The 2427-nt window shown below is 34.3% G+C and carries 3 protein-coding genes; 1 reads left to right on the top strand and 2 read right to left on the bottom strand.

Annotated elements, in window-relative coordinates; genetic code table 11:
• Window positions 1-120: 120 nt before the first annotated feature.
• The gene (locus EKM89_RS13685) at window positions 121-615 is read left to right on the top strand and encodes a RepB family protein (RefSeq protein ID WP_125689332.1); all 495 of its coding nucleotides are present in this window, start codon (window positions 121-123) and stop codon (window positions 613-615) included.
• A gap of 245 nt (window positions 616-860) precedes the next feature.
• On the opposite strand, the gene EKM89_RS13680 is transcribed toward EKM89_RS13685, so the two are convergent.
• On the bottom strand, window positions 861-1211 hold the full coding sequence (locus tag EKM89_RS13680; protein WP_046872462.1) for a DUF5388 domain-containing protein: 351 nt from the start codon (window positions 1209-1211) through the stop codon (window positions 861-863).
• A 1-nt stretch (window position 1212) separates the two neighbouring features.
• Entirely contained in the window at window positions 1213-2013 is an 801-nt protein-coding gene (locus EKM89_RS13675) for a ParA family protein (RefSeq protein WP_125689330.1), read from the bottom strand.
• Between the last annotated feature and the right edge of the window lie 414 nt (window positions 2014-2427).

Below are 2427 nucleotides of genomic sequence, written 5' to 3'. Positions count from 1 at the left end.
GAAGCATCATTTATTTAAGTTAGATACATATTATATGTACGAAGGCATTTCATTTACACAAGATTCTTGACGCTACCACGTGCTATGATTGTATCAATAACTTAGCATATACTTGAAAGGGTGGTAGATTTGACAACAATTGCAGAAATTTCAAAGGATTTACACATATCAAGAGCAAGAATTTATCAAATAATAGATTCACTAGACGACAAAGACAAGCCTTTAAAAGATAGCGATAATAGATATATTTTAAGTCAAGATGTTGTTAATGCTATACATCAATATTATGCCAACAATACAAATAAGGATAAACAAGACAAAAACACGTCAAGCAACGATCAATTAGTTAATATACTTAGACGCCAACTTGACGAAAAGGATCAACAGATAAACAAATTTCAAAAATTATTAGACCAACAACAGCAATTGAACTTATCCAGTCAGAAATTACTTGAAAATCAAAAGTCAGAACAAAATATCAAAAGCAACACCACACAAATCCGTGAGAACGATTCTAAGGACGATAGCAATGATTCAGATACAAATATAAGCAAGCAAAACGAAAAGCCCTCTAATGAGACGAGAGAGAACTTTTGGAAACGGTTGTTTAGATAGGTTGTGAATATTTTTTGAGTAGTATGGGTGGCTTTTTTGAGTAAGTTAAGTGACAGCATTGATTGTTATATGATTGTGTATGTCCTAAATGGACACAAGCAACGCTCCTAAGCAAAGCCTGTATGTACTGATTTCAGAAAAGCCCTCTATTCCGCATAATAGAGGACTTTTTTGTGTGCATTCTGCTTAATTTAAACGGACAAGTATACATCTAAAAGGTGAACGTGTCGTCTGAGAGCACGTGATTATTTACTTTTTACTTTGTTAGCATCGCCGGTTTCCAAAGTCTGTATTTGAGTCGTAAGCGTATTTTGTTCAGACTCAGTTAACGATTCAAAAAAAGTTTTTTGTAATTGGGCTAATCCGTTTTGTTGAGTTGAGCTATACCCTAAAATTACCATAGCTTTCATAAAGTTTTTTAGATGATTGTCAATTCTGAGCGTAGTATCAAAAGTAACACCATCTATTTGTTTAGACTTCGTTTTGTTTGATTCGTTTAGAGAAGATATGGAAATTTCTTTTTGGGGCTGGGGCACCGATTTTCTAGGAATTATTTTGCTTTTATTTGAGTTAGGATTGTGTAAAAGTTCCACCATGCTAGTCCGTCCTTTCAACAATTTCTTGTGCCACAGAATCGTATAATCTAATTATTTTTTTATCGAACTGATCTTTTAGAAATACACCTCTGATTGAATATCTTTTGATTCTTTCCATATTACGAATTAGGGTTTTTAACATGTTTTCTTTCCCAAATTCTTCTTCTGCTACTTCTAATGTGCTGTGATCAACAGGCGCCCCATTCTTTAATAGCACAGGAAGTATACCGAGTAAATTCAAACTAGGTGCTTCGTATTCATCGATTACCTGTTCCTGTATATATTTTAGAAACGATTCGGCACCCTGAAGACTGTGCTCTTGAGTTTGAAGGATAATCAGAACCCAATCTGAAGCGTATAAGGCGCTATCAGAAATTAAGGAAATAGTCGGTGGCAAATCAAATACCACAAAATCATATTTTTCTTTTAGTGAAGCAAGTAGCTTGCTAAAATATGTGACTCTATCTTTATAATTATTTTTAAACTTTTTTTCCATAATCCGTGGGTACAATGAAAAATCTGCGCTTGATGGAATAAAGTCAATGTTTTTATCCAAAGTAACCAACGATCTTGATAAGTCCTCTTCTTGGATTGATGCAAGCAAGGTTTGATTAAATTTAATATCATCGTGGCCTAAATTAGCCGCGGTTTTAAAGTAAATATCTGTAGCGTTTGCTTGAGGATCGAAATCAATTAATAGCGTTTTTTTACCAGCACGAGCTAGTGCCAGGCATGCAAGCGTGGCATTTGTTGTTTTACCGGTGCCACCTTTAAAATTTCCAAAAGTAATTACTTCACCCATTATACTGACCTCCAATTAAGTATCCTAATATACAAGGATACTTGGATACAAGGATGATAACATACAAAGATACAAGGATACAAGGATACAAGGATACATTTATTCTCAAAAGCCGTTAAATTAAGATTGACTGCAAGTATCCTAATATACTTAGATACAAGGATACAAGGATACTTAGATACAAGGATATTAATATACAAAGATACAAGGATACAAGGATACATAAAAAGAAATGTTGATTTATCACCAAACAACGAGTAATATTGGTTACATAAAATAGAACATAAAAAAACACCCACCGACGGGAATCGGTGAGCGCCACATAAAAGTCATCGTTGTTTAATGACTATTATATCATGGCCGGTGCGATTTTTAAAGCCCTAGGGGACAAGCTGGGGTCTAAATCCAAGGGGA

It is taken from the genome of Levilactobacillus fujinensis (assembly GCF_003946335.1).
Classification (GTDB): Bacteria; Bacillota; Bacilli; order Lactobacillales; family Lactobacillaceae; genus Levilactobacillus; species Levilactobacillus fujinensis.
Note: the sequence above shows the minus strand (reverse complement) of the source record. Positions and strands in the feature narration are given on the sequence as shown.